This is a genomic window from Bradyrhizobium sp. LVM 105 (assembly GCF_003957705.1).
GTDB classification, from domain to species: Bacteria; Pseudomonadota; Alphaproteobacteria; order Rhizobiales; family Xanthobacteraceae; genus Bradyrhizobium; species Bradyrhizobium frederickii.
Map to the genome: position 1 here is coordinate 298,872 of NZ_QZMV01000004.1, position 26,594 is coordinate 325,465.

At 62.3% G+C, this 26,594-nt stretch carries 24 protein-coding genes and 1 tRNA gene; 10 read left to right on the forward strand and 15 right to left on the reverse strand.

Annotated features, from left to right (window positions below; all coding sequences use genetic code 11):
- Nucleotides 1-3: 3 nt before the first annotated feature.
- The 9 genes from D6B98_RS13885 to D6B98_RS13925 form a co-directional block, all read right to left on the reverse strand.
- Nucleotides 4-3,141, reverse strand: a complete 3,138-nt coding sequence (locus D6B98_RS13885) for an efflux RND transporter permease subunit (protein WP_126257562.1) — start codon at nucleotides 3,139-3,141, stop codon at nucleotides 4-6.
- Nucleotides 3,138-4,379, reverse strand: coding sequence for an efflux RND transporter periplasmic adaptor subunit (locus tag D6B98_RS13890; protein ID WP_126257563.1), 1,242 nt, complete (start codon nucleotides 4,377-4,379; stop codon nucleotides 3,138-3,140). The genes D6B98_RS13885 and D6B98_RS13890 overlap by 4 nt, the downstream gene beginning before the upstream one ends.
- Before the next feature lie 55 nt (nucleotides 4,380-4,434).
- Nucleotides 4,435-4,689, reverse strand: a complete 255-nt coding sequence (locus D6B98_RS13895; protein ID WP_126257564.1) for an Asp23/Gls24 family envelope stress response protein — start codon at nucleotides 4,687-4,689, stop codon at nucleotides 4,435-4,437.
- A gap of 360 nt (nucleotides 4,690-5,049) precedes the next feature.
- Nucleotides 5,050-5,607 (reverse strand): HdeD family acid-resistance protein, encoded by a 558-nt coding sequence (locus D6B98_RS13900; RefSeq protein ID WP_126257565.1) that lies wholly within the window; start codon nucleotides 5,605-5,607, stop codon nucleotides 5,050-5,052.
- 137 nt (nucleotides 5,608-5,744) lie between these two features.
- Nucleotides 5,745-6,230, reverse strand: coding sequence for a DUF992 domain-containing protein (locus tag D6B98_RS13905; protein WP_126257566.1), 486 nt, complete (start codon nucleotides 6,228-6,230; stop codon nucleotides 5,745-5,747).
- Nucleotides 6,231-6,824, reverse strand: coding sequence for a hypothetical protein (locus D6B98_RS13910; RefSeq protein ID WP_126257567.1), 594 nt, complete (start codon nucleotides 6,822-6,824; stop codon nucleotides 6,231-6,233). It lies immediately after the preceding gene.
- A gap of 10 nt (nucleotides 6,825-6,834) precedes the next feature.
- Nucleotides 6,835-7,956, reverse strand: coding sequence for an AI-2E family transporter (locus D6B98_RS13915; protein ID WP_126257568.1), 1,122 nt, complete (start codon nucleotides 7,954-7,956; stop codon nucleotides 6,835-6,837).
- Nucleotides 7,957-7,997: 41 nt separating this feature from the next.
- Complete coding sequence (locus D6B98_RS13920; RefSeq protein ID WP_126257569.1) at nucleotides 7,998-8,231, reverse strand: hypothetical protein; 234 nt, start codon at nucleotides 8,229-8,231, stop codon at nucleotides 7,998-8,000.
- Nucleotides 8,232-8,261: 30 nt separating this feature from the next.
- Nucleotides 8,262-9,701 carry a basic amino acid/polyamine antiporter gene (locus D6B98_RS13925; protein WP_126257804.1) on the reverse strand — a complete coding sequence of 480 codons (1,440 nt, stop codon included), beginning with the start codon at nucleotides 9,699-9,701 and terminating at the stop codon, nucleotides 8,262-8,264.
- A 38-nt stretch (nucleotides 9,702-9,739) separates the two neighbouring features.
- On the opposite strand from D6B98_RS13925, the gene D6B98_RS39835 reads away from it, so the two are divergent.
- Both D6B98_RS39835 and D6B98_RS13935 read left to right on the forward strand, forming a co-directional pair.
- A complete protein-coding gene (locus D6B98_RS39835) occupies nucleotides 9,740-10,105 on the forward strand; it encodes a hypothetical protein (protein WP_164718588.1) in 366 nt (121 codons plus the stop codon).
- A 211-nt stretch (nucleotides 10,106-10,316) separates the two neighbouring features.
- Nucleotides 10,317-11,030: a Bax inhibitor-1/YccA family protein gene (locus D6B98_RS13935; protein ID WP_126257571.1), complete on the forward strand. Its 714-nt coding sequence runs from the start codon at nucleotides 10,317-10,319 to the stop codon at nucleotides 11,028-11,030.
- A gap of 19 nt (nucleotides 11,031-11,049) precedes the next feature.
- On the opposite strand, the gene D6B98_RS13940 is transcribed toward D6B98_RS13935, so the two are convergent.
- Nucleotides 11,050-11,553 (reverse strand): DUF1269 domain-containing protein, encoded by a 504-nt coding sequence (locus D6B98_RS13940; RefSeq protein WP_126257572.1) that lies wholly within the window; start codon nucleotides 11,551-11,553, stop codon nucleotides 11,050-11,052.
- A 373-nt stretch (nucleotides 11,554-11,926) separates the two neighbouring features.
- Here D6B98_RS13940 and D6B98_RS13945 point away from each other — a divergent pair, with 373 nt between their 5' ends.
- The 7 genes from D6B98_RS13945 (at nucleotide 11,927) to D6B98_RS13975 (ending at nucleotide 19,542) form a co-directional block, all read left to right on the forward strand.
- Entirely contained in the window at nucleotides 11,927-13,360 is a 1,434-nt protein-coding gene (locus tag D6B98_RS13945; RefSeq protein ID WP_126257573.1) for a basic amino acid/polyamine antiporter, read from the forward strand.
- Nucleotides 13,361-13,386: 26 nt separating this feature from the next.
- Nucleotides 13,387-14,649, forward strand: coding sequence for an arginine deiminase (gene arcA, locus D6B98_RS13950; protein WP_126257574.1), 1,263 nt, complete (start codon nucleotides 13,387-13,389; stop codon nucleotides 14,647-14,649).
- 269 nt (nucleotides 14,650-14,918) lie between these two features.
- A complete protein-coding gene (locus D6B98_RS13955) occupies nucleotides 14,919-15,716 on the forward strand; it encodes a hypothetical protein (RefSeq protein WP_245481365.1) in 798 nt (265 codons plus the stop codon).
- A gap of 689 nt (nucleotides 15,717-16,405) precedes the next feature.
- The gene (locus D6B98_RS13960; RefSeq protein WP_245481367.1) at nucleotides 16,406-17,530 is read left to right on the forward strand and encodes a sensor histidine kinase; all 1,125 of its coding nucleotides are present in this window, start codon (nucleotides 16,406-16,408) and stop codon (nucleotides 17,528-17,530) included.
- An 84-nt stretch (nucleotides 17,531-17,614) separates the two neighbouring features.
- Nucleotides 17,615-18,241, forward strand: coding sequence for a response regulator (locus D6B98_RS13965; protein WP_126257576.1), 627 nt, complete (start codon nucleotides 17,615-17,617; stop codon nucleotides 18,239-18,241).
- A gap of 162 nt (nucleotides 18,242-18,403) precedes the next feature.
- Nucleotides 18,404-19,039, forward strand: coding sequence for a response regulator transcription factor (locus D6B98_RS13970; RefSeq protein ID WP_126257577.1), 636 nt, complete (start codon nucleotides 18,404-18,406; stop codon nucleotides 19,037-19,039).
- A gap of 239 nt (nucleotides 19,040-19,278) precedes the next feature.
- Nucleotides 19,279-19,542 (forward strand): PepSY domain-containing protein, encoded by a 264-nt coding sequence (locus D6B98_RS13975; RefSeq protein ID WP_126257578.1) that lies wholly within the window; start codon nucleotides 19,279-19,281, stop codon nucleotides 19,540-19,542.
- Nucleotides 19,543-19,897: 355 nt separating this feature from the next.
- Here the strand turns inward: D6B98_RS13975 and D6B98_RS13980 are convergent.
- From D6B98_RS13980 to D6B98_RS13990, 3 genes are all read right to left on the reverse strand, one after another.
- A tRNA-Lys gene (locus D6B98_RS13980) sits at nucleotides 19,898-19,973 on the reverse strand.
- A gap of 344 nt (nucleotides 19,974-20,317) precedes the next feature.
- Nucleotides 20,318-22,978 carry a glycosyltransferase gene (locus D6B98_RS13985; RefSeq protein ID WP_126257579.1) on the reverse strand — a complete coding sequence of 887 codons (2,661 nt, stop codon included), beginning with the start codon at nucleotides 22,976-22,978 and terminating at the stop codon, nucleotides 20,318-20,320.
- A 213-nt stretch (nucleotides 22,979-23,191) separates the two neighbouring features.
- Complete coding sequence (locus tag D6B98_RS13990) at nucleotides 23,192-23,776, reverse strand: beta-1-3, beta-1-6-glucan biosynthesis protein (protein ID WP_126257580.1); 585 nt, start codon at nucleotides 23,774-23,776, stop codon at nucleotides 23,192-23,194.
- A 352-nt stretch (nucleotides 23,777-24,128) separates the two neighbouring features.
- Between D6B98_RS13990 and D6B98_RS13995 the strand changes: the two genes are divergently transcribed.
- Nucleotides 24,129-25,688, forward strand: a complete 1,560-nt coding sequence (locus D6B98_RS13995) for a glycoside hydrolase family 17 protein (protein WP_164718589.1) — start codon at nucleotides 24,129-24,131, stop codon at nucleotides 25,686-25,688.
- On the opposite strand, the gene D6B98_RS14000 is transcribed toward D6B98_RS13995, so the two are convergent.
- A complete protein-coding gene (locus D6B98_RS14000) occupies nucleotides 25,648-26,028 on the reverse strand; it encodes a hypothetical protein (protein ID WP_126257582.1) in 381 nt (126 codons plus the stop codon). The genes D6B98_RS13995 and D6B98_RS14000 overlap by 41 nt on opposite strands.
- Before the next feature lie 114 nt (nucleotides 26,029-26,142).
- On the reverse strand, nucleotides 26,143-26,583 hold the full coding sequence (locus tag D6B98_RS14005; RefSeq protein WP_126257583.1) for an MgtC/SapB family protein: 441 nt from the start codon (nucleotides 26,581-26,583) through the stop codon (nucleotides 26,143-26,145).
- Nucleotides 26,584-26,594: the final 11 nt, after the last annotated feature.

The window sequence follows — 26,594 nt, forward strand, 5'->3', positions numbered from 1 at the left end:
TTTTCATCGGGACAACTCGTCAGTTTTGACCTTGGCTCTCATCTTCATCCGCTCCCGCAGACGCTGAAACGTCACGTAAAGCATCGGCACCAGGAAGATTCCGATCGAGCTGGCCGCGAGCATACCTGCAAAGACGGCTGTCCCGACGGCCCTGCGGCTGAGCTCCGCAGCGCCGGTCGCGATCACGAGCGGCACGAGACCAAAAATGAAGGCAACGGAGGTCATCATGACCGCGCGGAAGCGCATATGCGCGGCCTGGATCGCAGCGTCCTCGAGCGCCACGCCTGCCTCGCGTTGCTCCTTGGCGAATTCAACGATCAGAATCCCGTTCTTGGCGGCGAGCGCAATCAGCACCACCAGCCCGATCTGGCCGTAGAGGTCGAGATTGAGGCCGGCGAGCTTGATGCCGACATAGGAGCCGAGCACGCCGACGACAACGGACAGCAACACTGGGATCGGGATCATCGTGCTTTCATAGAGCGCCACCAGGAACAAATAGGCAAACAGCACCGCAAGCATCAGAACGATACCGGTCTGGCCGGCGGCCTGTTGTTCCTGATAGGCGGTGCCGGTCCACGCGAAACTGTAACCCGCAGGCAGTACGCTATTCGACACATCGGCCATTGCGGCCATCGCAGTGCCTGACGAAACTCCGGGCGCCGGGCTGCCGTTCACCGTCACCGAGCGGTAATTGTTGTAGCGGGTGATCACCTGAGGGCCGGTCACGATCCTGATCCCGGCCAGTGATCTGATCGGTACCATTTGCCCGGTGGCGTTGCGCAGATAGATGCGCCAGATATCCGAGATGTCGCTGCGATCGAACGCCTCGCCCTGGACGTTGACCTGCCAGGTGCGGCCAAACCGGTTGAAGTTGTTGACGTAGATGCCGCCAAGCGTCGCCTGCAGGGCGGTGAAGATGTCGTTGATCCCCACGCCGAGCGCCTGCGCCTTGCCGCGGTCGATGTCGAGATGGATCGACGGATTAGTCGCAGTGAAGGTGGAAAAGACGCGCGCCAAACGTGGATCGGCGTTGGCGGCTCCGATCAGCGCGTTTGTGACGCTCGAGATCTCGGCCGGGCTCTGTCCTTCCAATGCCTGAAGCTGGTATTCGAACCCGCCGCCGGTGGAGAGTCCGATGATCGGTGGCAGGTTGAACGGCAGTACATTGGCCTGTCGGACCTGCGCGCCGGCGGCAAAGGTCTGCCGGATCAGCGCTTGCGCAGAATCCGCTGCCGCCTTGCGGTCGGCAAATGGCTTCAGGCGGGTGACGACGAGGGCGCTGTTCGATTCCGATGCGCCGTCGAGCAGGGAAAAACCGACGATGGCAAGAACGTGGTCAACGGCCGGCATCTGCTTCAGGACGTCTTCGACCTGCCGGGTGACCTCGCTGGTTCGCGCCACCGATGCGCCGTCCGGAAGTTGGACCGACGTGAAGAAGGCGCCCTGATCTTCCTCGGGCAGGAAACCCGTCGGCGTGATCAGCGACATGCCGAAGATGCCGGCGGCAAAGAGCAGGACGAGCAGAACGGAGAGGCCGGCCATGCGCACGAGGCGTCGGACGCCGCTGCTGTAACGGTCACGAATCCAGTCGATGGAGCCGAGGACGCGGCCGATGATGCCGCGCCTTGGCCCGGTGTGGCGCAGGAACAGCGCGCACAGGGCGGGCGACAGTGTCAGCGCGTTCAACGCCGAAATCATCATCGCGGCGCTGATCGTCACCGCGAACTGGCGAAAAAGCGTTCCGGAAACGCCTGGAATGAATGCGACGGGTACGAAGACCGACAGCAGCACCAGGGTAATCGCGATGATCGGCGCGGTGATCTGGGTCATGGCCTTCTTGCTGGCTTCGGTCGGCGAAAGGTCCGGCTCCTCCTGCATGACTCGCTCGACGTTCTCGACGACGACGATGGCATCGTCCACGACGATGCCGATCGCGAGCACCATCGCCAGCAGGGATACTGTATTGGCGGAATATCCTAGTACCAGTAGGACAGCGAAAGTACCGATCAGACTGACTGGAACGGCGATTGCCGGGATCACCGTCGCCCGGAGATTGCCGAGGAAGAGGTACACCACGATCACGACCAATACGAAGGCCTCGCCCAGCGTCTTCAACACCTCCGCGATGGTGTCGCGCACGAAACTCGTGGAATCGTATTGCACGAGGTAGCTCAGCCCGGTCGGGAAGTGCTGCGACAGCCGCTGCATCGTCGCCGCCACCGCTTGTGCGGTGGTCATCGCATTGGCGCCCGGCGCCAGATAGATCGCGACCGGGACGGCTGCGCGTCCGTCGATCCGCGCTTCGCTGTCGAGGTTTTGCGCGCCCATCTCGACGCGGGCAACGTCCTTCACCAGCAGGGATGAGCCGTCCGGGTTGGCGCGCAGCACGATACTGGCAAATTGATCGACGGTTGCGAGCCTGCCCAGGGCCTGCACGTTGAACTGGAATTGCTGGTCGTCACTGATCGGGCGCGCGCCGATGCGGCCGACCGGCGCCTGGACGCTCTGCGTGCGAATTGCGGCAATGACGTCCGACGGCGTAAGGTTGAGGCTGGTCAGCCGCTGCGTGTCAAACCAGATCCGCATCGAGTAGTTCATCTTGGCGAACAGATTGGCCTGGCCGACCCCCGGGGTGCTCGCAATCGCATCGAGCACGTTGATGATGGCGTAGTTTGTGATGAACAGCGGATCCTGCTCGCCATTAGCGCTGTAGAGCACGAGGAATTGCAGGATCGACGAGGACCGCTTGCGCACCGTCACCCCCTGCTGCTGCACTTCGGTCGGCAACTGCGACAGCGCGCTCTGCACGCGGTTGTTGACATTGACGGTGTTGATGTCGGGGTTAGTGCCGAGCGCGAACGAAACCGTCAGTGTGTAGCTTCCGTCGCTGGCGCTGGTCGATTTCATGTAGAGCGCGCGGTCGACGCCGATGATCTGTGCCTCCAAGGGCTGGGCGACGCTGCTCTCGACGACTTCGGCGGATGCACCCGGGAACGTGCCCGAGACCGTGACTTGTGGCGGCACGATGTCCGGAAATTGCGCCACCGGGATCTGCATCAGCGCGAGCGCGCCCGCGATGGTGATGATGAAGGCGATCACCAATGCGAGCCGCGGACGATCGATGAAGACCGCAGATATCATGGCTTGTCGTCCGCCCGGCCGGCTTTGCCGGAGGTGCTGGGAGCTGCCTGCGGAGCCGTACCATCCGCAGCCTTCATGCTCGACAGGATCAGGGGACTTGCCGGTCCCGGCAAAACGACCTGGCCGGGGCGAACCCGCTGCAGGCCCTCGACGATGACGCTGTCTCCGGCCGCGAGCCCGGCGATGACCGCCGCGATGGTCGGGGTCGATTGCCCGAGCTGGATGCGGCGCTGCTCGGCCTTGTTGTCGGCGCCGACGGCGAGAACATAATGGCCCTGCTGATCGGAGAGCACGGCGGAGCGCGGGATAGCTAGCACCTCGATCGGTTGGACGCCCTCCAGCACGACGGTAACGAACTCACCGTCGGTCAACTCGTGAACGGTGACGCCGGCCGCCGAGGACGCCCGCAGGATAGGATTGCCGATCTCGCCGCGCACGGTGATCGTGTCGGTGTTTTGGGCGATGGTGTTGTCGACGAAATTCAGTTTGCCGGACTGGCCGTACATGCGGCCGTCGGGTAGTCGCAGCCTGATGACGACGGCCTCCAGGCCTCCTTGCGGCGCGTATCGTTCCCGCAATTCCAACCCCTGGCGCAGCGGCACGGGGAAGGTGACGTACATCGGGTCCTGGCTGACGATGGTGGTCAGCACGCCCGAGCTTGGGCCGACAACGTTGCCTTCGGTCAATGCCGTGCGTCCGATCTTGCCGGCGATCGGGGCGCGGATCGTCGTATAGTCAAGGTTGATCCGGGAGGCCTGAACCTGGGCTTGTGCGGCCTGGACCTGGGCTTCGAGGCTGAGCTGGTTCGCAATGGCGGCGTCGTAGGTGGACTGTTGCCCGGCAGGGCCTCCGAGCAGAGTCCGCGCGCGTTCCGTCGTCTGTTTGGCATTCTCGAGTGTGGCCTGAAGTTGAGCTACCTGCGCCTGTTTCCATGCCAGATCCGCTTCGAACGGACCGCGCTCGAGCCGGTAGAGCTCATCGCCTTTGCTGATCTCGGCGCCTTCCTCGAAGAGGCGCCGTTCCAGAAATGCAGTGACGCGCGCAACGACATTGACCCGATTGATCGCTTCGATCCGCCCGAGAAATTCACTCCTCTCGGTGATCGGTCGCCTTGTCGCTTCCACGACGCCGACCGCGGGTGGGCCAGGGGCGGCGGGTTGGGTCCTGGCCCACCCACTGGCGATGATCGTCAGGAGAATTGCCGCCAGCAGCCTCATCGAAACGCCAGCAAGGTTCATGGTCCGCTCCTTGCAACCAGGCTTGGGACCGGGCCGATGCTTCACCGGTGCCGTATCACTCCCGCGGTGTTCGATTGCTGCGCACGGGCTCGTCGTAATCCTTGCGGCGGCTATAGAACATCAGTGCGATCAGGCCACAGCCGGACACCAGCATCAGGAGTGCAGCTCCCGCCAAGATGGCGTTGCGGTAAAACGGCATTGATGGCGTTTCCTGCCATACCGCCACGGTGTACCAAGTCGCCACTACGAGAAGCGGTGCGAGAATGGCTCCGAGAAGCCACAGATTGGTGTGGCGCACGATGTCCTCCATCGGTCTGTTGGAGTTGCATGGCCTTCACAGCCCTTCAGCTGTGTGGGGGATCGCGCAAGGGTAGGCCTAGCGCCACCGCCATCCGCAGTGACGACGTCCGCGATGCCACCAGCAAACCCAGCGGCGGCTGCGCGGCCGCCGGCGGCGCCAGCCAGGAGGAGGCGGCGGTCCCCATTGAGCTTGCGTCAGGAGATCCGACGGCCGGTCGTTCTGGCCGAGGTCGGGTGCGATCGGCATCGCTTCCGCAACCGCAATGAAGCGGACACCGATGGCGCCTATCGCCGCGCCGGCTACGACATTTTGAGCAAGACCAAGGAAAGCGCGACGGGTGGGGAGATCCATCATCTTTTTCTCCTTATGTTATGCAGTCCGCCGCGCAGACTGGAACGCGTAGATCAGCCAGGCGAGGCCGTGCGAGATCAGGTCGACGCCAAGCAGGAATCCGAGGAGCCACGGGCTGATGGTGGGGAAGCTGAACAGGGTCAACGCACCCGCGGCCAAGCCGAAGACGCCGGAGGTCAGCATCATCCATCCGTTCTGGCTCCAATGGGCAAAGCTCAGCATGCATCGAATGACGCCTGAGGCGATCAGGATCGCGCCGAGGAAATAAGTGAGGATCAGGGCGCCGGAGGCGGGCTGGGTCAGCAGCACGAGCCCGAAGGCGACGTAGAGGGCGCCGAGCAGGATCTGCCACAGAAAGCCGCCCCATCCCTTGGTCCAGAAGGCGTGGGCGATCTCGAACGCGCCGGCCGCGATCGCCGTCAGTCCGATCAACTTGACGCTGATAATGGTTGCGAACACCACATCGCTGAGAGCTGCGATACCGGCGGCGATCATGACGACGCCAAGGAGAGCGCAGACCCACAGGGGAGGAGGGCCCAGAGCTGCAATGCCGGACCGGCTGTCATAGACTGTCATGCCACGCTCCTGATCTATTAGATGGCTACCCCGACGCGACGGTAGCTTCGGAGCCGGAGCGTCGACATCCGACGAAACCCTGAGCGACGATGCGGGAATGTTCGCATGAAGTCTCGGGAACGATTCCGGTGAACGAGCTATCGCCTGCCGCGCGGTCCCAGAGACAGGTTGGTCACGCCCGCTGCAAGATTGATTCCGATCGATCGCTCGATCGACAGCGGTTGCAACATCACGCTTCGGCGCGAGCCGCCAATCAGGACATTCGCCCCGAGCCCGGGACCGAATGCGACATTGCCGCTTGCTCCCACATAGAATCCTCGCAGCGTAGCGGGGCCGATCCGCGAATTCTTGGCGAAGACGGCCCAGGAGAGAGTCCCCGCCGAGGTCACTCCCAGGTCGAGTCCAACGCGCCTTATTCGCCCCTCATAGATATATTGTCGAGGAGGTCTGCGCGCATAGAAGAAAGTGCAGCGCAGCGATTGAGTCGATCCAAGGACCAAGCCCACGCGCGGGGAGCTGAGGCATAACAGTCGGCCGACCCGGAATGCGTCGGCGCGGACGGGCGAGGCGGCGGTGCACAGCAACGCGCATGCGGCAGCGCAAAGGAACCGTGTCATTCGCATTCAAGCCTCCATCTGGTTGTTTATGGATGCGGTCGCCGGCCGGCGATCCTGGCGAAGCCAGAACGTGATGCCGAGGCCGATTAGCAGCACCGCGCCAAGCAAGAAGAAGAAGACGGATTGCTTCAGCCATGATATCGCCGGGACGGTCACGCCCATCGCAAGGCCGAGAAACGAGATTTGTAGCGACAGTAGGCTGACGCCCGCGAGGAACGTGCCGAGCGCCAGCAACGTCAGCAGGACCAGGCCGGTTGCCGGTGTCGGAAGCAATTGCTGAACCCCCGACATCAGCATGATGTTCATCGTGACCAGGACGGCGATCCAGTGCAGCGCCTGGGTCCAGATCAATCGGAGCTGGGCGTCCTTGCCTTGCGTCTCCGGCCATTTCGTGACGACGCAGACCACGCCAATGGCGAGCGCCAGGAATTCCCAGTAGCCGACGAGAGGCTGGTGGGAGACGTTGGTATAGGCGACGCCTGCGACGGCGAGCACCAGCGCCACCACATAAGGGAGTTGCTCCCACAGGAAATGGGCCATCCTGGATTGCGGCGTGGAGGACGCCGCGCCCTCGCTGCCTGATACATCAGTCTCGCTCATAGTCATCCACTCACGCTTTCTTGCTGCTGAACGTCGGCTTTGGCTCGTCGCCGAGATGGTCCTCGACGTAGAACCGGATGATTGCGACGCGGCCGATCGCGACCAGGGGCATGGCCATCGCGATGCCCAGTATCCCGAACAGCGCGCCAAGCATGACAATCGCGACCAGCGTCCAGGCAGGGGGGATCTCGACCGCATGACGGTGGATCAGCGGGCCGATCACATAGCCCTCGATCGACTGGATGATTGTGTAGATTAGCACGGCCCAGATCAGCAGCGAGCCGCCGAGTGGCATTGCGACCAGCGCGATCGGAATCGCCGCCACGATCGGTCCAAGGTAGGGAATGAAGTTCGACAAACCCGCCTGCAGTCCGAGCACGAGAGGTCCGGGCAGGCCGACCAGATAGAGCGCGATCCAGACGCACAGTGTCATGAGAAGGATCCGAATGAACTGTCCGATCAGCCACAACCGCATCACGCTGCCCATCTCATCCATGACCGCTCTTGTTCGCGGTCGGTAGGGTCGCTTCACCAGCATGACCAGGCTCTCGCGATGGCTGATCGGATCGAAGGCGAAGAGAATTCCGAGAAACAGGATGACTAACGCGCCGGTCAGAAGACTCGATGCTCCGCCGAGCACGAATTGGGCGTGGCTGAGAAAGCGCCCCTGATCGGAGAACAGCCATTGTGCAAAGTCGCGGCCCCATTCCGGGCCGAGGAGGTCGACGCCGTATGACAGGAGATGCTCCTGAAGGATGTCGATCTGGCTGTCCATGACCTTCAACAGGAGGCGCGTCTGCTCCGGTAGCTTGCCTGCGCCCCATACCAACCCAAATCCGGAAAGAGCGGAGAACAGGAGCAGGACCAGCGTCAGCCGCCAGGTGCGAGCGAGCGGAAGGACCGGCGCCAGTGCCCTTGCGCAGGCATCGAGAAATGCGCCGAACAACACGCCTGCAAAGATGAGCAGGAGACTGGACACTGTCTGCCACGCCAGAAACAGGAAAACACAGGCAGCTAGCAGGCTGAGCCCCGTCGCGAGAATGCTGCGCTTGGCCTGCTCCGGCAGGCCGGGGGAATCGTCGTGCGAAACGAGTTCTCCAAGCCGCTCCGGCCCTGTCCTGGAATCGCTCATGGATCTGCCCAATCACCAGGGTGGATGATGGTTCGCGGCACCTAGGTGCGGACGCGCCGGCTGCCAAAGTGCGGATGCTTGCCGCCGCGATGACGCCAGTGGCGGTGCTTGGTCGGGTTCGTATTGGTATTGGGCGCCACGTTCTTCGTCGACACGCCGGGGTCCTTCGGTGACGCCTCCATGCCGGTTGGCTGGGCTAGCAACGGGGTCGGGGATGCGGAAACGGCCATCAACCCGCCCAGGATCAGGGCGCCCCAGATGATTCGGATGCTCATTTTCGCCTCCATGCTGCCAGGGACAAGGACTCAAATCGAAATGGCTCCGGTGGACAGTGCGTACACGCCGGCACATGCTGCGATCGTGATCGCGGCAAAAAGGATTGCCTCGAGCGGCCTGAACGCAGCTTCCTTGCGCTCGCGCTTGGCGATAAGAAACAGCAGCGTGCCGGGCGCATAGAGGATCGAGGACAGCAAAAGAAACTTTGGTCCGCCTGCGTAGATCATGCCGGCCGCGTAGAACGTCGCAACGGCCGAGCGGATCCAGTCACCAACACGCGCGCGCTCGCCAGTGCGGTAGGTCTCGCCGGTCCAGGCGAGCTTGAGACCATAGGCCGCAACAAAGAAATATGGGATCAGCGTCATCGCGCTCGTCATCTTCAAGGCGAGCGTGAATGCGTATTCCGCAAACCAGGTTACCAGGAGGAAGGTCTGGATGACGCAATTGGTGAGCCAGAGCGCTCCAGAAGGCACCTTGTACGCGTTCACTGTTGCGAGAAAGGAGGGCATGGTGCGGTGAACCGCGGCGGAATGCAGCACCTCAGCGGCCAATAGTGACCAGGACAGGTAGTTGCCGAGGACCGAGATCAGGAGCGCCACGCTGATGAACACGCCGCCCCAGCGGCCGACGATCGCTTCCATGACGCCGGCCATGGATGGCGTCGGTAGATCCGCCAGCTCCGGTCGTAGCAGCACGCCATAGGATAGCAGCGTCACAAGGACGAGCAGGCTAAGCACCGTCAGAAAGCCGGCAATAGTTGCGAACCCAACATCGGTTCGGCTTAGGGCATAGCGGGAGTAGACACTCGCGCCTTCAATCCCGACGAAGACGAATACGGTCAGCAGCATCGTGCTGCGGACCTGAGTGAGCACATCTGAATGCTCCAGCTGCTCCGTTCCCGCGAAGTTCATGGAGAAAAGCCTGCCATCAAAGGCGATGGCGGCGGCTGCAATGAACAGCAGGATCGGAATGATCTTGGCGTAGGTCGCGATCGTATTGAGCGCGGCGGCGTTTTTGATGCCGCGCAGCAGCAGAACATGCACTCCCCAGAGCAGGACGGATGCCGAAGCGATCGCCACTGCCGTTGTGCCGTCACCGAAGACGGAGAAAAACTGCCCGAGTGTCGCCTTGATCAAGACAAGGCAGGCGACATCCGCGAGGCAGCATCCAATCCAGTACCCCACGGCTGAAGCAAATCCGATATACTCGCCAAACCCAGCCCTGGCGTAGGCGTAAATGCCGGCATCGAGATCCGGTTTGCGGTGTGACAAGGTCTGGAATACAAAGGCCAGCATCAGCATGCCGGTGCCTGCGATCGCCCAGGCGATCATTGCGCCGAGCGCACCCGTGGTTCGCCCGAACGAGGCGGGTAGCGCGAATATGCCAGAGCCGACCATCGAGCCCACCACGAGTGCGATGAGCGCATTGCGGGAGAGCTTTTGATCGACCTGGTGCGGTGACGGAGCCATGCCAAAATGGCCTTCCAATCCGCGATCGGCGGGCACTGATGCCCGTCGATCTCGCCAACACCTTAGGCGCGGCCTTCCCGATCGCACATCAGGGATTCTCTGTAGAGAGCAGGGGCAGGAAATCGCCGAGGGCCTGCACGCGGGCTTCAGGCCTTTGCCGTGAGGTCGATCGCGCCTTCGCCGGGACCGGATGGCCCGGAAACAGCAGCCAGAAGCACGACGCCGAAACGGCAGAATTCACCGGCCTTCGCGAGCTCGGCCGCAATCCGTTGAGCATGCTGAACCGCGGTATCCTGATCGGCATATTCGCATCCGGTCTCATCGGGCGTGAGACCGTATTTATCGACGATGTGAAAATAGTAGCGCATGTCAGCCGATTAGGCCGCGCCGCGATCATCTCCTAGTGACAAACGCGTAAGGCGCCTCCTCCAAAGGAGGACGCGTGAGTGGTGGTTCCAGTTTGCCACTTTGTAATGCGCAGGATGGTCGCTGCGGCGGAATTTACGGGGGCAACAGGGTGGTTTCCCCGTCGGCGTTCGGGTGATTGTCCGATGCCATCCTCTGAGTCCGAGGGATAGCGTTGCTCCGTCAGCAAGCTCTGAGAGGAGACGAGCAATGTCAAATTATGATCAGAACCTGGCGGCCTCGAGTGCGGGCGGTGGTGACACAATCGCGGTGGACACCGGCCTGCGTGACTACATGCTGCGCATCTACAACTACATGGCCGCAGGCGTTGGCCTGACCGCTGTCGTCGCGTGGCTGACCTATCAGCTGACTGGTCCGGCCTTGCTGCAGAGCCCGTTGATGTGGGTCTTCATCCTGGCGCCGCTTGCGCTGGTCTTCTTCATCGGCTCGCGCATCAATACGCTGTCGGTGTCGACCGCACGGCTTCTGTTTTTCATTTACGCCGCCCTGGTCGGCGTGTCGCTCTCGACGCTGCTTCACATCTACACTAGTGCATCGATTACACGCGTCTTCTTCATCGCAGCCGCGACCTTCGGGGCGCTCAGCGTGTTCGGCTACACCACCCGGCGAGACTTGTCCCGTCTTGGGACCTTCCTGTTCATGGGCCTGATCGGCATCATCATCGCGACCGTGGTCAACCTCTTCCTGGAGTCATCGGGGCTGGACTGGCTGATCTCGGTTGTGGGGGTCGGTGTTTTTGCCGGACTCACGGCATACGATACGCAGCGAATCAAGACGATGTACGACGGCAGGGATGACGAAGTGTCGGCAGGCCGCAAGTCGGTGATTTCGGCGTTGTCGCTCTACCTCAACTTCATCAACCTGTTCATGATGCTGCTGCGCCTCACCGGTGGTCGGCGCTAAGCGGGCCGAAGGCGGCCGGTCAGGCCGCCGGCCGTTCCGCCGCACTTGCGAGCGCGTCGCGCAGGGCCTGTTCCTTGGTGTCATCCAGGGACGTCTTCAGCACGGTTCCGCCGGCGTCCTTGATCTCCTTCAGCACCTTGTCCGCCGTCATGTTCTTGATCAGGACGAACAAGGCGGCGTTGCCGGTGTGCAGCGAGGCAGACAAGTCCTTCATGAAGGCGTCGTCGATGCCGAAATCGGCCAGGGCGCCGCCGAGCGCACCGGATGCGGCGCCGACCGCGACACCAAGGATCGGATTGAGGAAGATCACGCCGATCAGAAGGCCCCAGAAACTCCCGGTCATCGCGCCCATCGCTGTTGTGTTGACGAGCTGGTTGAGCTTGATGCCGCCGGAATCTGTTTTCACGGCGATCACCGCGTCGCTGATTGTGATTAGATATTCCTTCTGCAGCTTGAGCAGCCGTTGACGCACTTCTTCGGCCTTCGCCTCGGTTGGATACACGATCGCTACTAGGTCGGACATGCAAGCCTCCTTCTGGTCGGGTTCTGCGGGCCAGGGCTGGTAGCCGGCGAGACGCGCCTAAAGATTAGCTGTCGGTCCGCCAGCGCGGCATCGGATAAAACCCTAGGCGTGCAGGGATGAATTTTCTTGATCATCACCTAGGAAGGGACATCGGATCTAGCTTTCGCTAGCTAATGCTGGGCTCCCGTCCCACGCGGTCACGAAGCATGGGTGGAAATGAATGACGTTAGGTGTTCGCTTCCCGGCGAGGAGAATCCCTATCCCAGACTAGGTGATCACCCGATATTTCGAGCCGGGATCAAGGCGCATCGTGCAAGCGGTCGGGCAGTCGATCGTAGAACTGTCGCGCACCATCGTGTGGCGAGGTCTTCACATGACTGCGAACCCGTCAATCCAAAAGCTCTCGCTGTTCGCGTTGACCGCGATGGTGGTCGGCTCGATGGTCGGCTCGGGCATCTTCTCGCTGCCGAGAACCTTCGGTATCGCCACCGGACCGTTCGGAGCGATCTTCGCCTGGTGCATCGCGGGCGGCGGCATGTACACCCTCGCGCGGGTGTTCCAGGCGCTGGCGGAGCGAAAGCCCGAGCTCGATGCCGGCGTCTATGCCTATGCGAAGGAGGGGTTTGGCGACTATCCCGGTTTCCTGTCGGCATTCGGATACTGGATAGGCAGCTGCATCGGCAACGTCTCCTATTGGGTGCTGATCAAGTCGACATTGGGCGCTTTCTTCCCGGTCTTCGGGGACGGGAACACCGTGATCGCGATCGTCGTCGCCTCGATCGGAATATGGCTGTTTCATTTCATGATTCTGCGCGGAGTGCAGCAGGCGGCCGCGATCAACACGATCGTGACGATCGCAAAGATCGTGCCGATCCTCGTCTTCATCGTCATCCTGATCATCGGGTTCAACGCGGACCTGTTTCGAACGAATTTCTGGGGCGGAGAGGGCATGCCGGACAAGAGTCTGTTCGAGCAGATTCGCGCTACCATGCTGGTCACCGTATTTGTCTTTCTCGGCATCGAGGGCGCCAGCGTCTATTCACGCTATGCCAAGGAGCGCGCGCATGTCGGCGCTGCAACCATTCTGGGATTTACGATCGTCACGAGCCTGATGGTGCTCGTAACCATGCTGCCCTATGCCGTGCTTCCCCGCGCCGAGATCGCCGGCATGCGGCAGCCCTCCATGGCGACGGTGCTGGAAGCAGTCGTTGGCCATTGGGGCGCGATCTTCGTCAGCGTCGGGCTTCTGGTTTCGGTATTGGGGGCCTATCTCGCCTGGTCGCTGATCTGCGCCGAGGTGCTCTCCGCCGCCGGCCGGACCAGGGACATGCCGGCTCTGTTCGGCACGGAAAATGCGAACAAGGTGCCGGCCGCGGCGCTTTGGCTCACCAACGCGATCGTTCAGCTCTTCGTCATCAGCACCTATTGGTCGCAGGATGCGTTTGCGTTGATGCTCAATTTGACGAGCGTGATGTCGCTCATTCCGTTCTTTCTCGTCGCAGCCTATGCGCTTCTGCTCAGCAGGCGGGGCGAGACCTATGGGAAGAACAGCAGCGACAGAACGCGCGACATGATCTTCGCTGGCATCGCCGTCGTCTACACGCTGTTCCTGATCTACGCCGCCGGAATGAAGTTCCTGCTGCTGTCCTTGATCCTCTATGCGCCCGGCACGGCACTCTACTTCTGGGCTCGTCTGGAGCAGAAGGCGAGGGTCTTTACGGCCGTCGAGTGGGTCATCTTCATTGCCGCCGCCGTCGGCGCTGCTGTCGGGATCCACGGATTGGCCACTGGCTACATCACCATCTAGGCAAGGCAACTCCCGGGAGAACTCCCATGGCAAGACAGGTGTCGGATAGCTCGGTTTCCTTTGGGGTCCATTCGGAGGTCGGTCAACTCCGCAAGGTGATGGTCTGCTCACCCGGCCGTGCCCATCAACGCCTCACGCCGTCCAATTGCGACACCCTGCTGTTCGACGACGTGCTGTGGGTCGAGAACGCCAAGCGCGATCACTTCGACTTCGTGCAGAAGATGCGCGACCGCGGCATCGAAGTCGTTGAGATGCACAATCTGCTGGCGGAGACCGTCACGATCCCCGAGGCCAAGAAGTGGATTCTCGACAACCAGGTCGTTCCCGATCAGGTCGGCCTCGGTCTCGTCGATGAACTGCGGGGTTACCTCGAGAGCCTCAAACCGCGCGATCTGGCCGAAACGCTGATTGGAGGCGTTTCGACCCATGACTTCCCGGACGCCCATGGCGGCGAGATGCTCAAGCTCGTGCGCGAGGCCGCCGGCATGACCGAGTACCTGCTGCCGCCGCTTCCTAACACGCTATACACGCGGGACACGACCTGCTGGATCTATGGCGGGGTCACGCTGAACTCGCTCTACTGGCCGGCGCGGCACGAAGAGCCGATCCTCGCGACGGCGATCTACAAGTTCCATCCGGATTTCGCCGGCAAGGTCAATGTCTGGTGGGGCGATCCGACGCGGGACCACGGCCTGGCGACGCTGGAAGGCGGCGACGTGATGCCGATCGGAAAGGGCAACGTGCTGATCGGCTTGAGCGAGCGCACCTCGCGGCAGGCGATCAGCCAGGTCGCTGCGGCCTTGTTCAAGAAGAAGGCGGCGGAGCGCGTGATTGTGGCTGCGATGCCGAAGCTTCGTGCGGCAATGCATCTCGACACCGTCTTCACGTTCGCGGATAGGGATTGCGTTCTGCTGTATCCCGACATCGTCAACAACATTGCGGCCTTTTCCTACCGTCCAGCAGACAATTCGGCCGGCCTCGATCTGCGCAGGGATGAGAAGCCGTTCGTGGACGTCGTGGCCGAAGCCCTTGGCCTGAAGAAGCTGCGCGTGATCGAGACCGGGGGCAACGCCTATATGCGCGAGCGCACACAATGGGACAGCGGCGCCAATCTGGTTTGCGCATCCCCTGGCGTGGTGTTCGCCTATGACCGCAACACCTACACAAACACCTTGCTGCGCAAGGAAGGGATCGAGGTGATCACCATCGTCGGGGCCGAGCTCGGACGGGGCCGGGGCGGCGGTCATTGCATGACCTGTCCGATCATCAGGGATCCTGCGGACTATTAGACCACCAACTGGGCTCCGTCGTGAGGCCGGCGTGTCAGGGCGGAGCGCCGCTCCGGTCTTTCTTGCACCTGCGCGATCGATTGGGATCAAGCGCAGGATTGGGTCCATGCGTCGAGAACCTCCGGCAATCTACGAAATCGCGGTCCATCGATTCAATCACGGATTTTGAATCATATCACTAACACGCCACAATTGTCGACCAGGCTGAGGCGATTCCTGGTGCACGCAAAAAGCCATCGAGGAACACCATGCACAGCTCGAGAGCTCTTTTGCCGGTCTTGGGGTTGTTGGGAACCGGCACCGCTTGGGCAGCGGACGTTGATCTCACCGAACTGAAGGCGAGCAGCCCCATACCGTATTACTCCGCTCCGTCCTGGAGCGTCGTCGGCTCCGTCACGCCGAGCTTCACCGACAATGCCCTGTTCAGCCGAGACAACCGCAGGTCGGATTTCTTCTACGAGCCCGACGTAAGCGTCAGGCTGGATGGGAACCTCACAGATGACCTGTCGTACCGGCTTTATGCACGCGCGCAATATGACGCCTTTGCGAGAGAGAAAGACGGCAATGCCGCGGTGGCGCGGATGGGAGCGCGCCTGACGGAGAATTGGGACGGCTGGCGCTTCTCCGCCATCTACGAGCACCGATACGATTTCGACGGCGTCTATCGCGATCTCGCTTTCACGTCAGACGACGTGATGGGCTCGGTGGCGCGCGACTTCCGCGTGAACAATGTGACATTCTCACCGCTCCTGCTCCTGACCTACCGGTTCTCCGACCTTGCGGAAGCTCGCCGCTGGCGCTTCGATGCCTTGCTCGGCATAGAGGTCAGGCTCGATCCAAAATGGTCGATCGTGAGCACGCCGTTGTTCGAAGCCTTCTGGTTCACCGACGGGCTGAACAGGGGACGACAGGATCAAATCTACTCCGCGGATATTGGCCTGAAGTATAGTTTTGCCAGCAACGTTTCGATCACAACGACTGTGCTGTACGAGGCACGAGAATCGAACGTCATGGTGCGTCGCTACAGGGATCTCAGGATCGGTCCCCGTCTCGACTTCGCCTTTTGAGAGGTCTGCAAGATGACGTTGAGGCGCGCTTGGGTGCTGATTGGGGTCCTTGTCGGTTTAACGGCAGCATCCGTCGCAGCGGCGGACCCACGCGACTCTGTGGACCGGAGCCAGCGTCTCGATACCGATGCTCTCAGGGATGATGCCGGCACTCAACGGCTGCGGATGCCGTATCATCCGCTGGTGATCGCCCCGCCGCAAGAGGCAGCCCCAAACGCGACGAAAGGAAAGAAGAACAGGCCGAAGACGAGCGGCGATGTGAGCCGCTAACACACCGCGACTTAGCCATGGTGCGATCGCCTCGACGCCATCATGAAAGCTGTTTGCTGCGCTTGAGTATCTGTTGCACCTTATTCGAATTGCAGCGGGATAATCTGGCAAAAGGCCACTGATCCGATCCGCCCGATGTCGTCTCATCGATGCAAGATTTTATTCCGTCAGCAACACTACCTGGTGGTGTGAGCAACCTGACGGTGTATACTCTGCCTACCCCAAGGGCGCGTCTCCTGATTCATTGATGGATATCTCGCCGGCGGGCAGGGAGGAGACTCCTGATGTTCGGCCTCAATATATTGGGCTTCAATATGTTGAGCTTCAATATCGGGCGTCACCGGTGAATAGTGGTGCGTACCGTGAAGTCACATAGCTCGCCCGCCTGTGAGTCGAGTGGAACCAGTGCTAGAGGGTGGTTGCGACTTGGCTCGGAAGAAACCAGCGAACGCCTTTACTGGGTCTTTTCACCCGATCTTCTTTTTGCAGCACACCCTTCGTTTGAAGGGCACTTCGTGTATGAAGGGATAAATCCGGCATTCGAGCTTCGCCTTGGGGTCTCGTCGGAAGATATCCGGGAGATGGACGTTTTCAACTGCCTCGGCAGCGACGACGCCAGAGCCGTCAGCGAAGCTCTCCGCGCGTGTCTCGCAGAAGGAACAGAGGTCAGGATTCGCCATCGCCTGGCGTTTGGCGGCCAGCGCCAGAACATGGAAACGACCATCGTTCCGATCATGGACGCTGCCGGTGGTGCAATCCGGTTGATCGGCAGCCATCGGATCGCGCGAAATGAATTTTTCCAAAGCGCCACTGAGCGCTTGGTCGCTGCGCAGGCGAGCGTCAGTCTCCTGTCCATTCAGGAAGAGATCCAGCAACGGATTGCGTCTGATCTGCACGACTCGACGTGCCAGCATCTGATTGCCGCGAGCCTTGGCCTGATGCGCATCCGCCAGACCATTGGCGACCCCGTCCGGGCCGAGCGCCTCTGCGATGAGATCGACGCGTCGATCGACGAGGCGCTCAGGGAAATCCGCGCTTTTGCCTACTTGCTGCACCCGCAAAATCTGACAGACAACGGGCTCAAGGTCGCGATCGAGCATTATGCCGATGGATTCGCGGCCCGCACGTCGTTGCGGGTCACGACCAGGATCGTGGCGGCCGTCGATCGACTGCCCTACGAGAAGCAGCGCTCATTGCTTCGGGTCGTTCAGGAAGCGCTCACGAACGTATTCCGCCATGCAAAGGCGACGGAAGTGAGCATCGTCATCAAGGAGACCGGCGGTCATTTTCGGCTGACCGTCAGGGACAACGGGCGCGGGCTTCAGGCCGGCCGCACCCACCAGGCGATATCGACCGGCGTTGGTATTCCAGCCATGAAAGCAAGGCTTGAGCAGATCGGAGGGTCGCTGGAGATCCGCTCCGATCCGGCAGCGCATCGTTCCGGCACGGTTCTGTGCGCAGTCGTTCCGCATGCATTTGTCACGACCAGGAGAAACCGGCGAAAGGACACCACTGTCATGAGGGCCCCCGCAGGCACCCACTGAGGGAAGAAAAACACTGATCACCGGCGGCAGGCGAAACGAATTCGTTTCGGCCCCAGCCGCCGAGTAGCGACTGGAGTGCTCGCCATGAAGCGTATTTTGATAGCAGACGATCACGAAGCGGTGCGGTCGGGCTTGCGCGCGGTGCTCGAGCAACGAGCGGATTGGGAAGTGGTCGCCGAGGCGGACGACGGCAGCAAGGCGCTAACAGCGGCGATCGAAAGCCGACCTCACGTGGCAATCGTCGATTTTTCCATGCCGCGAATGACCGGACTGGAGGTCGCGCGGCGGATCAGGCAATACCCGCTGCAGACCGAGGTCCTGATTTTCACGGTCCACAACTCCGGCCTACTCGCCCAACAAGCATTCGAGGCAGGTGCGCGCGCTTTCCTGGTGAAATCGGATGCAAACAGATTGCTGATGACGGCCGTCGATGCTCTTCTGGCGCACAAGCAGTTCTGTACCGAAAGATGTCGGAACGAACTGAACGGCGGATCCAGCAATGCAGAACGGCATCCGGGTCTCACTCCGCGCGAGCAGCTCGTCGTTAAGCTGGTTGCAGAGGGCTACAGCAACAAGGGCATCAGCGCGATCCTCAACCTCAGCGTCAAGACCACCGAAGCTCATCGCGCCGCCGCGATGCGCAAGCTGGACGTGAGCTCGACCGCGGGGCTGGTACGATACGCCGTCCGCGCGCAGCTGGTCGAGGCATGACAATGCCTCTCTGGGGGTGGGTGGCCGCGGTCCTGTCGGTACATTCGCCCGGCCATCTCGGGGTTTTGCAGGATAATGCCTCAGCCCGCGATCTGTATGATCGCTCGACTGTTCTGCTGCCGATGATCTCCGCCGATAGCAGTCGGATAGGAGAACGATGCCGTGAAGCGCATCCTGATTGCGGATGATCATGAAATCGTGCGTTCAGGGCTGCGCGCGATTATCGATACGCGCTCTGACTGGATCGTTGTCGGTGAAGCAACGAACGGTGAGCAGGCTGTCGCACTGGCTCTGGAGACAAAGCCGGACGTCGTGATCGCTGACTATTCGATGCCCCTCATGAACGGGCTTGAGGTCAGTCGCCGATTGAAGTCACTTCGCTTGCGCAGCGAAGTTCTGATTCTGACGATGCACGAAAATGAAGAGCTGCTGACCGAAGCCATTCTGGCCGGTGTCCGCGGCTTCTTGTTCAAGTCGGATGCGAGGAAACACCTGCTTTCCGCCGTCGAAGCGCTGCTGGACCGCAGGCCCTATTTCACAAGCGTGTTGCTGGAGAAATTGCTCCACGACTATCAGATCAACAAGCTGAACAAGTCGGATATGCTGCTTACCTCGCGCGAGCAGGGCGTAGTGCAACTGATAGCAGAAGGACACACCAACAGGTCCATCAGCGCCATTTTGCAATTGAGCGTGAAGACCGTCGAGACCCATCGTGCTTCGGCAATGCGCAAGCTGGGGATGTCGTCGACAGCTGAACTCGTCCGTTACGCCATCCGCAAGAAACTGGTGGCGCCCTGAGAGACCTAGCCGGCCGAACGATGTCCGCCAGATGTGAGATCCGACGTAGCTTCGATTGTCTTAGGGTTCTGCGTGCGCATGCTGCGTGCAGATTGACGGATGGAGAGATTGTAGGCTCGCTTCTCGTATCTCGCGGCCGGTGTTGGTACTTATCCCTCAGTGCCCTCGGCTGAATTTGGGAGTGTCCTTGATCCACAATGATGCGAAGACTTGTCGGTAAACGCAGCAAGGAGGCCCGCATGAATAGGAGTGCACCTGTTGTTATCGCAATCGTTCTGTCGGCAATTGCTGTAAGCGCCGCGCATGCTGACCGGCCGGGGGCTGACTGGATGCCAATCCAGCAAGTCATCGAGAAGGTTCTCAAGTCGGGCTTTACGCTGGTCAGCAAAATCGAAGCCGATGACGGTCGTTGGGAAGGCGAAGGCATGAAGGATGGTCAGAAGATGAAGTTTCACGCCGACGCCAGAACGGGCGAGATTATATCTGCAAGGCCCGATCGCTAAATTGTGCGATTGCCTCACGGGCGCCCCGGCGATGCAGCCTGCGTCGGCCTTCCACACTGAGCGAGGGACGCTCCGGCCGAGTTCTCCGCGGGCGACAATCGGATGACGATTAGAATTAGGTGAGCTTTAAGGACAGGGAGCCCTTCAGATGAACTCGGATTGCAGAAAGGCCGGAGCCCGTACCAGCGTGGACACCGTCCAGCGCCACTCAAAGGCCGTGCGGCCGCTCCGGTGCATCTTCCTTGAAGACGACAATCCGGGCGACTACCCGCACAACCATCATCAAACGGATCCCCAGCGGGTCCCCGAGCGGTGCGGCCCGATTTAGAGTGTAGCGTAACGCATTGATTTCGCTTGGTGAGCGCGCTGGGGCTCGAACCCAGGACCCCGTGATTAAAAGTCACGTGCTCTACCGGCTGAGCTACGCGCTCCCATGGCCGCTGATGGCTTTGACGAAGATCGCCATCGTGTTCGGACATTCGAGAAGCATGTCTTGCCGCTACGCCCGATTTGCGTCGCGGGGAAAAACCGGCTGTTTCCGGATCATGCTTTCGGCCCCGGCTGTGTAGGGGGATGGGGCGCGGAGGTCAATAGCGGGCGTGGCTGCCGAAAGTCTTGGCAGGGACGGGGATTTGCTCGCGGAATCCTCGGCTTAAGGCGGGATTTTCAACCCGATTGGCGGGCGTCATCCACGCTGAACTTCGGGAGGTTGCTGGACCACCGCGGCCAGAGCCCGCCGCAGGCGGGCGTCTCGAAGGATGGCCGCACCCGCCCGTCACTGCGTCTCGCGCCGCACCTCGTTCGACACGGCTTGCGGCGCGCCCACCGGCGGCAGGGCGACCGGGCGCAGGCCGATCAGCTCGGCGGTGCGGATCGCGCTGTCGCGCCAGAACTGGAACGAGTTGATGCGGCTGAGCTCGAGGATGGCGATGGCGACGGCGGCCAGGAACGGCAGGCTCTGCAGCACCAGCACGCCGGCGAAGATGTAGATCTCGGTGATCTGCTTGTAGCTGTTGGTGGCGATCAGCACGCCGGCGCCGATCAGGAGCAGGGCGCCGATCACGGCCTCCCAGAACGCCTGGAACTCGATCGACATTCGACTGAGGCCGCCCTTGGAGGTGCGCGCGAACGCGATGTGCTCGGTGATGAGGCCCTGCGCCACCGCGCGCGACACCGTCCACTGCACGCTCATCGCCGCGATCATGGCACCCAACATCTGGCCCGGCTTGATGGCGACGCGGGCGCGGTACATCGACAGGAAGTGCACCAGCGAGACGATGAAGGCGCCGATGATCGGCAGCGTCAGGATCTTGTCGGGGATGGCGATGTCGGCGAAGGCGACGATCGGCACCCAGACGAGGTTGAGCAGGGCCACGACCACGCCGAGGCTTTCGGCGCCCAGCCAGTTCAGCCAGCCGAGGCCGTATTCGCGCTTCTGGTCGGCGGTCAGCCGGCTCGTGCCGGGCAGGAAGCGGCGCCAGTGCTTCTTGACGATCTGCAGGCCGCCATAGGCCCAGCGGTGACGCTGCTTCTTGAAGGCCTCGTAGGTGTCGGGCAACAGGCCCGCGCCGTAGCGGGTGTTGGTGTAGTGCGTGGTCCAGCCGAGCTCCTGGATCGCAAGGCCGAGATCGGAATCCTCGCAGATCGTGTCGGACGACCAGCCGCCGGCCATGTCCATCGCGGCGCGACGGATCAGGCACATCGTGCCGTGCACGATGACGGCGTTGAGCTCGTTGCGCTGGACCATGCCGATGTCGAAGAAGCCGGCATATTCGCCGTTCATGATGTAGTGCATGATCGACAGGTCGCCGTCCCGGTGCTCCTGCGGCGCCTGCACCAGGCCGACGCGCGGGTCGGCGAAGGCGGGCACGAGGTCCTTCAGCCAGTCGGGCTCGACGACATAGTCGGCATCGAGAATGCCGATGATCTCGGCATCCGCCGCGGTCCGGTCCATCGCGATGCGCAGCGCGCCGGCCTTGAAACCCTGCACCTTCTCGGCGTTGATGAACTTGAAGCGTTCACCGAGCGCGCGGCAATGGTCCTGGATCGGCTGCCAGAACGCGGGATCCGGCGTGTTGTTGATGATGACCACGCATTCGTAGTTCGGATAGTTCAGCCGCGACAGCGCGTCGAGCGTCTGCTTGAGCATGTCGACCGGCTCGAAATAAGCGGGGATATGGATCGAGACCTTCGGGCAGTAGGTCTCGGGCACGTTCTCGACCGGCTTGTCCTTGGTGATCAGCCGCTGCGGCGGCCGGCCGAAGGCGACCGCGGCGATCTCGTCGATGCGCGCCATCGCGATGAGGACGAGCGGGACAAGCAGGATCATGCCGAGCGTCAGCGCGAAGGCCGAGCCGAAAAGGAAATAGTGGCCGTTCCAGTAGGCGAACACGGTCGCGGCCCAGGCGCCGACGCCGTTGGCGGTCGCCGACAGCAGGAAGGCCTGCTTGGCGGTCGCCTTTTCGATCCGCAGAATCGGCAGCGACAGCAGCACGCCGACTAAGAGCGCGATGCCCATCAGCTTCCAATAATCGGGATTCTCCACCGGACCGGTCCAGGCGAATTTCGGCTCGCGGCTGGCATTGAGGATGCCCCAATAGGGACCGACGCCACCCTCGAAGAATTTCCAGGGCTGATCGATGGCTTCGACGATGTTGTAGTCCATGCCGAGCGCTTCGGCGCGGGTGACGAAGTTGCGCAAGGTCAGCGCCTGCTGGAACGGACCTGGGTCTGCGTTGCGCAAATTATAGCCTGCGCTCGGCCAACCGAACTCGGCGATCACGATGCGCTTGCCCGGGAACTGATTGCGCAGGAGGTTGTAGCGGTCCACGGCCTGGTCAACGGCCTGATCCGAACGGAAGTTTTCCCAATAGGGCAGCACGTGCGCGGCGATGAAGTCGACGCTGGAGGCGAGGTCCGGAAAATCGCGCCAGATGTTCCAGATCTCGCCCGTCGTAACGGGAACGCGGACCGCGCTCTTGACCTTCTTGATCATCCGGATGAGGTCTTCGACCTTCTGCTCGCCGCGGTAGATCACCTCGTTGCCGACCACGACGCCGACGACGTTGCTGTTCTTGCGGGCGAGTTCGATCGCAGCCTTGATCTCGCGCTCGTTGCGGTCCTCGTCCTTGTCGATCCACGCGCCGACCGTAACCTTGAGGCCGAACTCGGCCGCGATCGGCGGCACCAGCTCGTTGCCCTCCGTCGCGGAGTAGGAACGAATCGCTCGCGTGAGGGTCGAGAGCTTCTTCATGTCCGCGCGAATCTTGTCGGGGTCGACGTTGAGGTCGACGACATGGCCCGGTTCGAACGGCGTATAGGACAGGCTCGGCACCAGGCCCTTGAAATCCGGCGCAGGTTCCCTGTCGCGCAAGACTCCCCAGATGCCGGCGTGAAGCGCGGACACGAGCAACAGAACGGCGGCGACAACGCGCATCGCGGCTAAACCAAACGGGGCTGAGGTGGCAGGGAAGCGGATCCGACCCCGAGATCCGACCAAGTCCGCGGCAAAGGAAGCATAACTCTGCCGCGCGGTTTCACAACTGTCATGGCCTCATGTCCTTATGAGGGCATGCCTTTCAGGATGCACGGCAGTGCCAACCGTCTCTATGGTCGATCGTTCCTGAACGCCAGCTGAAACGACTCTCGGCTATTTCTGGGGCGCCGGTGTCGGGCTTGCCGCGGGCGAGGGGCTGGCGGCCGGCTGCGGCGCCGGGGCGTTGGCTGCGGCCGGCTGCGCCGCCGCGGCGGCCGCCTGCTGCGGCTGGGCGGCCGGGTTGATCCAGCAGGCATGCACACGGCTGTCGAGGGTCTCGGCGACCTTGGGATCGATCTGGCCGCCGAACCGGGTCAGGCAGCGGAACGCGGCCTGGATGTGGCCGCCGGGGCAGCCGAAACGATCGTAGAGGTCGAGATGGCGGAACGCGGTATCGAGGTCGTCCCGCCACATCAGCCGCACCACGCGCCGGCCGAGCCAGACGCATTCGGGATTGCCGGCCGGGCCGTTGATGACCTGGGCGGCTTCGGCGAACTCGTCGGTGCGGCGCTGGTTCTGGGCGGCATCCTTGGCGGCGTCGGCGGGCTGGGCGGCGGCCTTGCCTTGATCCGGGGCCGGCGTGCCGCTCTGGGCGGAGGCGCCACCGAGACCGGCGAGAGTGAGAAGGCAGGAGACGGCCAAGGTGGCGGCGAACTGCCGCAGGACCGCATTTCGTGACTCGAACACCCGTTGCCGCATGAATTCCCCAATGTATCCGCTGGCCGTCCGCGTCAGGATCCCGCGGACGCGTCGGTGATGGCGTCCAAATGGGTCTCCATTGCGGCGGAAAAGTCGTTCGGAGTCCATGACCTGTATTTGGAATTTTGTCCAGCAAAGTCACGATGCTAGGGCCCGGTCGAACGGCCGCAGCCCAATTCCTCGGGGCGGGAGCGGATCCGCCGAGCGATCGGCACTTGGGCACCCCCTTGGCACCCCCCTTGGCAGACGGCGTGCAAGCAGGTAATCGACGGACCCTTCGCGGAGGACGGAACCGATTTCTCTTCGTACGCCACTGGCGCTTCTGCTCGTTTCACTGGGTGCGATTGCTGCCGTGTGGTGGTGGTTGGCGACGCCGATCACGCTCGCGCGCGCCCCGATCGACCCTGCCGACAAGGTCCAATGCGTCTCCTACGCGCCGTTCCGCGGCGAGCAGACGCCGCTGGAGGCGTGGACCCATATCGAGGCCGAGCAGATCGAGCAGGATCTGCGCCAGCTCAAGCAGATCACCGACTGCGTCCGCACCTATTCGATGGAGAACGGGCTCGACCAGGTCCCGGCGATCGCCGCCAGGGTCGGTGGGCTGAAAGTGTTGCAGGGCATCTGGCTCTCCAGCAACCGCACCAAGAACTACGAGCAGGCCGGGCTCGCCATCCGCCTCGCCAAGCAATTCCCCGACATCATCACCACGCTCATCGTCGGCAACGAGGTGCTGCTGCGCGGCGAGATGACAACAGCGGATCTCGTCTCCCTCATCCGCCTGGTGAAGACGCAGGTCAGCGTGCCCGTCACCTATGCCGACGTCTGGGAGTACTGGCTGAAGAACCGCGAGGTCTCCGACGCCGTCGACTTCGTCACGATCCACATCCTGCCCTATTGGGAGGATTTCCCGGTCAAGGCGAAGTTCGCCTCCGCCCATGTCGAGACGATCCGCGAGCGCATGGTGGTGGCGTTCCCCGGCAAGGAGATCCTGATCGGCGAGACCGGCTGGCCGAGCGAGGGGCGCATGCGCGACGCCGCGCTGCCGTCACGGACCAATCAGGCCCGCGTGGTCTCGGAAATCCTCGGCCTTGCCAAGGCGAACAAGTTCCGTGTCAATCTGATCGAGTCCTACGACCAGCCCTGGAAGCGCAAGCTGGAAGGCACCGTCGGCGGCTATTGGGGCCTGTACGATTCGGTGCGCCGGAGCCTGAAATATCCGCCGGGCGAGCCGATCAGCAATTTCCCGTACTGGAAATGGTACATGGGCGCGGGCATGGGCCTTGCCGTGCTGGTGTTCGCGGTCGCCATCATCACGCTGCGCCGGCGGCCGTGGACGCCGCGCTTCTCGGCCTGGCTCGGCGTCGGGATCTCGGCAACGACGGCGGGGAGCCTGCTCGGGATCGGTGCCGACAAGATGTATTACGAGAGCTACGGCATCGGCGGCTGGCTGCTCTGGGGCGCGCTGCTGCTTGCCGGCATCCTGTCGCCGATCTTCTGTTCGCAGGCCATGGTGATCGGCCGCAGCCTTCCGACCTTCCTCGACCTGCTCGGTCCGCGCGAGGGGCGCAAATGGTCGAAGCTCACCGCCGTTCTCGGCCTGACGCTGGCGGTGACCGCAGTGATCGCGGCCGCGACCGCGCTCGGCTTCGTGTTCGACCCGCGCTACAAGGATTTTCCCTACGCCGCGCTGACGATGGCGGTGGTGCCGTTCGCGCTGCTGATGCTGAACCGGCCGCAGATCGGCCAGCGTCCGATCGCGGAATCGGTGTTCGCGGGCGTGCTGGCGCTGTCGGCCGTCTTCGTGCTCTTCAACGAAGGCCGCGACAATTGGCAGTCGCTGTGGACCTGCACGATCTACCTGTTGTTCGCGCTCACGCTGTGGCGGGCGCGGGCCGAGCAAATCCAAGAATGAACAGGCCGATCGCAAGGCCCGACAGCACGACATTGTAGAGCACGATGCCGAGGCCGGCCGCGACGATGCCGACCGTGAGCAGCACGATCGACGGCCGCATCAGATTCAGCGTCGCAACCACCAGCGCGACGATGCCGAACACCGAATTCTTGAACAGCACGGTCGAGACCGAGCGCGCCTTGCAGAGCAGCGTCTGAAGCCCGGCGTCGCAGGCGAGAGCGACCTGCGACAGCTCGATCGCGAGGTAGCGCAGATAAAGCGCATAGCCGACGGACGCGAAGCCGACGACGATCAGGAACTGCACCTGGTAGGGCGTGAGGCGGAAGGGCTTTTTTGTCATGGCGGCAATATGGTCGCGATGGCGCGGGCAGGCAACAGGGCAGGCGATGTTTCTGTTGGTCCGGCTCGCTCTAGACGTGCGCAAGCAGCCGTCAAAGCCGCCGGGGGGCCAAACCTATTTCAGTCCCAGCCGGCGCTCGACCCAGCCGAGAACGAACAGCACGAGCAACGTCACCGCGATCGCAGCGCCGACGAGCAGCCAGGCGCCCAGCGCGCATGCGATTCCGAGCCCCGCCGCGATCCAGACGGTCGCCGCGGTCGTGAGGCCGTGAACGGTTTTCGCCTTGCTGTCGTGCAGGATGACGCCGGCGCCAATGAAGCCGACGCCGGTCAGCACGCCCGTAACGACGCCCTGGATGACGCGGGAGATCGCATCCGGGTGGTCGCGCAAATTCTGGAACTCGATCACGGCGATCGACACCAGCGCGGAGCCGAGCGACACGAGCGCGAGCGTTCGCATCCCCACCGGCTTGTCGTTCATGTCGCGGTCGATGCCGATCAAGAGGCCTGTTCCGGCCGCGACGAGAAGCCTCAGCACATCATCAAGTTCATTCATCGAAGCCCGGG